Source organism: Ideonella sp. B508-1, assembly GCF_000333615.1.
Lineage (GTDB): Bacteria > Pseudomonadota > Gammaproteobacteria > Burkholderiales > Burkholderiaceae_C > Ideonella.
The window spans coordinates 1-7,820 of sequence record NZ_BADL01000240.1 but is presented as its reverse complement, the minus strand read 5'-3'; the positions used below and the strand labels follow the sequence as shown (position 1 = coordinate 7,820).

Sequence of the window (7,820 nt, the reverse complement as noted above, 5' to 3'; positions counted from 1 at the left end):
CAGGCCACCAGCGGCAGGGCCGCGCCCAGCCCGGCCCAGCGTCGCACGTGGCGCAGCAGGGATGAGGCGGGAGCGGGAGCCTTCATGGGCACTGGNCAGAGATCGGGTCGGCACACGGGATTGCATGCCATGTCAGCACTGTCGCTGAAACCTACACCTTGTGAAGCCGCAAAGGAGCGCCAAAAAGCGGTCCTGTTTCACACCTCGGCGTGTTTCGAGCGTCCACCGATAAAATCAGTGCTCCCTGAAACACCGCAGGGCGCGGTCCGCCCTGCGGTGTGCCGGCCCCCATTCCCATGTCCGGCAGCACCTTTGGCGAACTCTTTCGCGTGACCAATTTCGGCGAGAGCCACGGCCCGGCCATCGGCTGCGTCATCGACGGCTGCCCCCCCGGCATGGCCCTGTCCGAAGCGGACATCCAGCCAGAACTGGACCGCCGTCGCCCGGGCACCAGCCGTCACGTCACGCAGCGCAACGAGCCCGATGCGGTCGAGATCCTGTCCGGTGTCTACGAGGGCAAGACCACCGGCACCCCCATCTGCCTGCTGATCCGCAACACCGACCAGCGCAGCAAGGACTACGGCAACATCGTCCAGAGTTTCCGGCCCGGCCACGCCGACTACACCTACTGGCACAAGTACGGCATCCGCGATCCGCGCGGCGGCGGTCGCAGCTCGGCCCGCCTGACGGCCCCGATGGTGGGCGCCGGGGCGGTGGCCCGCAAATGGCTGGCCGAGCACTTCGGCATCCGCATCCGGGGCTGCATGAGCGCCATCGGCGACATCGAGATCCCGCGCGATGACTGGAGTCAGGTGGGGCAGAACCCGTTTTTTGCCGCCACCGCCAGCAAGACCGAAGAACTCGAGGCCTACATGGACGCTCTGCGCAAGTCGGGTGATTCCGTGGGCGCGCGCCTGTATGTGGAAGCCTCCGGTCTGCCGGTGGGATGGGGCGCGCCGCTGTTCGACAAGCTCGACGCCGACATCGCCTACGCGATGATGGGCATCAACGCGGTCAAGGGCGTGGAGATCGGGGCCGGTTTCGAGTCCGTGCGCCAGCGCGGCAGCGAGCATGGGGACGAGCTGACGCCCGAGGGCTTCGTCGGCAACCACGCCGGTGGCGTGCTGGGCGGCATCTCGACCGGGCAGGACATCACCGTCAACATCGCGATCAAGCCCACCAGCTCGATCCGCATTCCGCGGCGTTCCGTCGACCTGCAGGGACAGCCGGCCCAGGTCGAGACTTTCGGCCGCCACGACCCATGCGTTGGCATCCGGGCCACGCCCATCGCAGAGGCCATGCTGGCCCTGGTGCTGATCGACCACGCACTGCGCCACCGCGCTCAGTGCGGCGATGTGCGGGTGGCCACGCCGGACATCGCGGCCGTGCGTCGCTGACCAGGCACCATTCGTCGCCGTCCGGTGCAGTTCATCGGCCCGGGGGACAGTTCGTCCGCCGGGCCTTTTCTTTTGCCTGCCTGCCCCTACACTGCGACCGCTCCACGAGAGCAATCAACAGAGGTGGGAACAGACATGCGACAACGCAGGTGGATCGGAGGGGTGGCAGCGCTGGTGGTGCTGGCCGTCCTGGTGGGGGCGGTGGTGGCCCGGAAGTCGGGTCAGCCCAAGGATGACAAGCCCAAGGAGGCTACCCTGGTGTTCACCACGCAGGAGGTGGTGCAGCCGCAGTCCATGGCCCTGCCCGGCAAGGTGACGTTCTCCGGCCCGCTCGTCGCGCCGTCCACCGTGACCGTGCGTGCCAAGGCGGCCGGAACCCTGGTCAGCCTGCGGGTGGACGAGGGCAGCCGCGTCAGCGTGGGCGAGTCGCTGGGCGTCATCGATCTGGCGGAGCTCAATGCCCGCCTGAACGAAAAGACGGCCCAGGCCGAGGCCGCCAAGGCCTTGCTGGCCCAGGCCCAGCGCAGCCATGACTCCAACCTGGGGCTGGCAGAACAGAAATTCATCTCGCCAATCGCGCTGGAGAACTCCCGCGCCTCGTTGGAGAGCGCCAAGGCGCAGTACAACGCGGCGCTGGCCCAGGTCGAGACGGCCCGCATCCAGCTGCGTGAGGCGGCGCTGGTGGCGCCCATCAGCGGCATTGTCTCCAAGCGCCACGCCCTGCCGGGCGAGAAGGTCGCGGCCGAGCAGGAACTGCTCACCATCGTGGACCTGCGCAAGCTGGAGATGGCCGGCAGCGTCGGCACCCACGAAGTGGGCCAACTGCACCCTGGCATGGCGGTGCAGCTGCAGGTCGAAGGCGTGGATGAGCCCATCGAGGCCAAGCTGGCCCGCATCGCTCCGGCGGCCGAGGTGGGCACGCGTTCCATCGGCGTGACGCTGACGCTGGACAACCCCAAGGAGCTGCTGCGTGCCGGTCAGTTCGCCACCGCGAACGTGACCCTGCCCGCGGGGGCGCCGCGCCTGACGGTGCCGGTCACCGCGCTGTCCTCCAGCTCGGGGCAGGACTATGTCTGGACCCTGGAGCAGGGCAAGCTGCTGCGCCGCACGGTGACCACGGGCCGGCGTGACGCCACGCGCGGCCTGGTGGAGATCACCGATGGCCTGGCGGCCGGCAGCCAGGTGCTGGCCGCCCGCTTCGACAACCTGCGCGAAGGCCAGGAGGCCCGCATCCAGAACGCCACCCAGGCGGCTTCGGCTGCCTCGGGACCGGCCAAGACGCTCTGACGCGTCGTCCCGTCACGTCTCGGAGGAAGACCTCATGTGGATGACCCGCGTCGCCATCAACAGCCCCGTGTTCGCCACCATGATGATGGTGGCCGTCTGTGTGCTGGGGTTGTTCTCTTACCTGCGCCTGGGCGTCGAGCAGATGCCCGACATCAACCCGCCGGTGGTGTTCGTCTCGATCAGCTACCCCGGGGCCTCACCCTCGGCGGTGGAGACCGAGATCACCAAGCCCGTCGAGTCGGCACTCAACAGCATTGCCGGCGTCAAGATGATCCGCTCGAACAGCCTGGAAGGGCGCAGCGAGACGACCGTCGAGTTCAACCTCGACGCCGACATCGCCCAGGCCAACCAGGATGTGCGCGAGAAGATCGCGGCGCTGCAGGCTTCGCTGCCCGAAGACGCCAAGCCCCCCTTCATCAGCCGCTTCGACAACGACAACGCCCAGCCCACGGTCGTGCTGGCGCTGGTGGGGCACCAGCGCAGCGAGCGTGAGCTCTCGCTGCTGGCCGATCAGACGGTGGTCAAGCGCCTGGAGCGCGCCGAGGGCGTGGCCCGGGTGCTGGCCAGCGGCCTGAACGTGCGGCAGGTGAGGGTGGAGCTCGATCCTGCCCGGCTGCGGGCGGCCGCGCTCACGCCCGCCGATGTGGCCGAGGCCCTCAAGCGCAGCAACGCCGACGAGCCGGTGGGCCTGGTCAGCAACGGCACGGCCGATGCCATCGTGCGGGTGGAGGGCCGGGTGCGCGACCCCAAGGACTTCGCGCAGATCGTCGTGGCCCGCACCGGCAACGGCGTGACGACGCTGGGCGATCTGGGGCAGGTGGTGGAGACCGACCAGGAGGCCGAGTCCATGTCGCGCGTGAACGGCGACCCGGCCATCACGCTGCAGGTCTACAAGCAGAAGGACGCCAACATCGTCCGGGCCGGGGAGTCCATCAAGGACGCTGTCGAGAGCATGCAGAGCACCATGCCGCCGGGCGTGGAGCTGCGTATCATCTACGCCAACAGCGACTGGGTGCAGGATTCCTTGCACGGCGTGCAGCGCACGCTGATCGAGGGCGCGCTGCTGACCGTGGCCATCGTCTTCCTGTTCCTGCAGAGCTGGCGCTCCACCGTCATCACCGGCCTGACGCTGCCCATCTCGGTGATCGCCAGCTTCATCGCGGTCTATGCCTTCGGCTTCACGCTGAACTTCATGACCATGATGGCGCTGTCGCTGTGCATCGGCCTGCTGATCGACGACGCCATCGTGGTGCGCGAGAACATCGTCCGCCACGTGGACATGGGCAAGGACCACCTCACCGCGTCCCGCCAGGGCACCGAGGAGATCGGCCTGGCGGTGATGGCCACCACCTTCGCCATCTGCGCGGTGTTCGTGCCGGTGGCCTTCATGAAGGGCATCGTCGGCAAGTTCTTCTACCCCTTCGGCATCACGGTGACGGTGGCGGTGCTGGTCAGCCTGTTCGTCAGTTTCACGCTGGATCCGATGCTGTCCTCCATCTGGCCCGATCCGCCCACCGACCGCTTCCGCCGCCTGCCGGTCATCCGCCACCTGCTGGGGGCGGTGGACTGGGGCATGGACGTGCTGCACAAGGTCTACGCCGCGCTGGTGGACTGGGCCTTCAGCCACCGCCGTTATCGCCTGTGGCTGCCGCCGGTGCCGGCCTGGGGTCATCCGGTCAACGCCCAGGGCGACGTGGATCGCGCTGCGCCGCGCCGCCTGCGCTGGGCCACGCTGACGCCGCGCGGCATGGTGCTGTGGCTGGCGGGGCTGTCGCTGATCGCGGCCCTGATGCTGGCGCCGCTGATCGGGGCGGAGACCATTCCCGACACCGATCAGGGCTTCACCCAGCTGCAGGTCAAGCTGCCGGTGGGCTCCAGCCTGGCGCGTTCGGACCAGAAGATCCGCCAGGTCGAAGCCATCATCCGCGCCAAGTTTCCCGAGGTGGAGTCCATGACCACCACCGTGGGCGGCGAGGACGGCCGCAACACCGCGGGCATCGGCCTGGTGCTGAAGCCCAAGGCCCAGCGTCACCGCACGCAGAAGGAACTGGAGGATGCGCTGCGCAACGAGCTGGCTTCGGTGCCGGGCATCCAGATCATCCTGGGCTGGAACCGACCGATCAACGTGGCCATCCTGGGGCCGGACCCCACCGTGCTGGACCAGATCACCAACGACCTGAGCGCCAAGATCAAGAAGATCAAGGGCGTGACCGATCTGCAGAGTTCGGTGGAGCCCGGGGTGCCGGCCTATGCGGTGCGCATCAAGCCCAGCGCCGTGCGTGAACTGGGGCTGAGCACCACCCAGGTGGCCACGGCCCTGCGCACCTACGTCAACGGCGATGTGGCCAGCTACTGGACCACGCCGGACGGCGAGCAGGTGGAGGTGTTGCTGCGCCTGAAGAGCCTGGACCGCCAGCAGGTGGCCCAGCTGCGCCAGCTGCCGGTGGCCTATGCCAAGGACGGCACGCCCATTCCGCTGGAGCGGGTGGTGTCGGTGGAGCCGGTGGAGAACCCGGTGGTCATCAAGCGCCAGAACCTGGAGCGCCGCCAGGCCATCTACGCCGGCGTTGACCATGCCTCCGGCCGGGCCGTGGGCGATGTGAGCGCCGATGTGCAGAAGCTGATCCAGGCCACCGTGCTGCCGCCGGGCTACCGCTTCGACGTGGGCGGCCAGGCCAAGGACCAGGCTGAGATCTTCGGCAACATGGTGGCGGCGCTGGCCCTGGCGGTGGTGTTCATCTACATCGTGCTGGCCAGCCAGTTCGGCAGCTTCCTGCAGCCGCTGGCCATCATGGCTTCGCTGCCGCTGTCACTGATCGGCGTGATGCTGGCGCTGTTGCTCACCCACTCGACCATCAACCTGTTCTCGCTGATCGGCCTGATCATGCTGATGGGGCTGGTGACCAAGAACGCCATCCTGCTGGTGGACTTCGCCAACCATGCGGTGCGGGCCGGCAAGAGCGTGGCCGAGGCGGTGAAGGAGGCGGGCCTGATCCGGATGCGGCCCATCATCATGACGACCGCGGCCATGGTGTTCGGCATGCTGCCCATGGCCCTGGCCTTCAACGAGGGTGGCGAGATCCAGGCGCCCATGGGCCGCGCCATCATCGGCGGGGTGCTCACCTCCACGCTGCTGACGCTGCTGGTGGTGCCGGTGATCTACAGCTATCTGGTGCGGCCGGAGTCGCTGCGCCGTGCCGCGCAACGCGAGGCCCGGCTGCACGAATCCGATGAGGCCGTGGTCTCAGGCGGGGAGAGCCTGGGGCACTGAGCCTGCGATCGGGCCGGCCGGAGTCGCCGGCTGGCCGGCGGTGGCGACGGACGAGGCCGCGTTGCCCGCGCTGGCGCTGCGGTAGATGCCGCAGCCCAGCAGCAGCCGCTCGTTCAGGGCCACGACATAGCTGGCCTTGGGCTGAACCTTGCCGGTCTCGGGGTTGATGATGTCGTACTCGACCCAGTGTTGACCGTTGGCCGAGGCGGCCGCCCAGGCCTCGCGCACGAAGCGGTCGCCGTCGATGCCGGGCAGCTCGTGCACGCGGTGGCCGTTCATGGCCGGCTTGAGGCCGTGGACCAGGTAGCGGCCCTCGCGGTCGACGATGAAGATGTAGAGGTCGCGGTCGATGAAGCCGCCATCGGCCTGGGTGAAGACCTGGCGGGCACGCTCCACGCCCTCGCGGGTGACCAGGGCTTGGGCCTTCTCGACCAAGGCGCAGGCCTCGTCGGCGCTGCCCTGGCGCAGGCGGATCGAGGCCACCGCCTCGCCCAGGGCCTGGGCGCGGTGCACCAGTTCGCTGGCGTCCTTGGCAGACTCCTCGACCATCGCGGCGTTCTGCAGCGTGATGTCCTCCAGCGCCCCCACGGTCTTGGTCACATCGGCCAGGCCCACGCTCTGCTGGGTGCTGGCCTCGGCGATGGTGCGCAGGCGGTCCGACACATTGCGCACGCCGTCCACCACCTGGCTCAGGGTCTGTCCGACCGACTGGATGCGGGTGACCGAGCGCGCGACCTCCTCGCCGGACTGGCCGATGAGGGCGCGGATTTCCGCGGCCGCCGAGGCACTGCGCTGGGCCAGCTGCCGCACCTCGGTGGCCACCACGGCGAAACCGCGGCCGGCCTCGCCCGCGCGGGCGGCTTCCACGGCCGCGTTCAGGGCCAGGATGTTGGTCTGGAAGGCGATGCCGTCGATCACGCTGATGATTTCGCTCATGCGGCGGGAACTGCCTTCCAGAGAGCCCATCGCCCCCACGGTCTGCTGCATGGCATCGCCCCCGGCCTCGGCCCGCTCGCGCAGGGCTTGGGTCAGGTGGTCCAGTTCCTGGGCCGCCTGGGCATTGACCGTCACCGCTTCGCTAAGCTGGCTGACCGTGGCCATGGTCTGGCGCAGGCTGGCAGCCTGGGCGTCGGTGCGCTCGGCCAGCGCCTGACCGCGGGCGGCAGCCTGCTGGCCGGCATAGCCCACGCGGATGGCGCTGCTGCGGATGTCGGCCACCATGGCCGAAAGCTGGCCGGACATCTGCTCGATGCCCTGGCCCATGTCGGCGATCTCGTCGCTGCCGTCGATCTTGACGCTGTGCGCCATGTTGCCCGCGGACATGGCCTTCACGCTGCGTTGCAGCGCACGCAGGCCACCCATCACGCTGCTGTAGAAGCTGAAGCTGAGGTAGAGCATCAGCACCAGACCGATCACGCTGGCCCCCATCTTCACCCAGAACATGTTCACCAGATGGGTTTCACGCAGGGCCAGGCGTGAGTTCAGCTCCTGTGCGGTGGCGCCCTGGAAACCCTTGACGGCATCGATCACGCCGCTGACCTGGCTGAAGAAGCTGGCTGCGTCGCCCTGCAGGGGCTCGGCGGCAAAAGTCTGCTTGAGCGACTGGACCAGACGCTCGGTGGTGTCCCGGGCCTCCTGCCAGCCGTGGGGGGGGGCCACGTCGACACGCCCGAGAGCGCCCACCGAGAACTGCACGTCATGCAGGATGGACTGGAGCGCAGCGCCGTGGGCCAGCACGGTGGCCCGGTCCTGGGGGCTGGCCTGGCCTGCCGCCAGCAGCCCGGCGCCCAGGCCGCGCACCTGGCCCAGGTGCTCGGTCCAGGGCAGGGCCTCCTGGGTGGACAGCGACATCAGAAAGTAGGTGT

4 protein-coding genes are annotated in these 7,820 nt (G+C 68.7%); 3 read left to right on the top strand and 1 reads right to left on the bottom strand.

Annotated elements, in window-relative coordinates; genetic code table 11:
- The first annotated feature begins 296 nt into the window (after positions 1-296).
- The 3 genes from aroC (at position 297) to I73_RS09935 (ending at position 5,955) form a co-directional block, all read left to right on the top strand.
- Positions 297-1,397: a chorismate synthase gene (aroC, locus tag I73_RS09945; protein WP_026096541.1), complete on the top strand. Its 1,101-nt coding sequence runs from the start codon at positions 297-299 to the stop codon at positions 1,395-1,397.
- Positions 1,398-1,532: 135 nt separating this feature from the next.
- Positions 1,533-2,684, top strand: a complete 1,152-nt coding sequence (locus I73_RS09940) for an efflux RND transporter periplasmic adaptor subunit (RefSeq protein ID WP_085944590.1) — start codon at positions 1,533-1,535, stop codon at positions 2,682-2,684.
- A gap of 34 nt (positions 2,685-2,718) precedes the next feature.
- Entirely contained in the window at positions 2,719-5,955 is a 3,237-nt protein-coding gene (locus I73_RS09935) for an efflux RND transporter permease subunit (protein WP_022980465.1), read from the top strand.
- Here the strand turns inward: I73_RS09935 and I73_RS27205 are convergent.
- Positions 5,929-7,820, bottom strand: a 1,892-nt coding sequence (locus tag I73_RS27205; RefSeq protein WP_022980464.1) for a methyl-accepting chemotaxis protein, incomplete at its 5' end; no start/stop codon positions are given. The two genes, I73_RS09935 and I73_RS27205, sit on opposite strands and share 27 nt — an antisense overlap.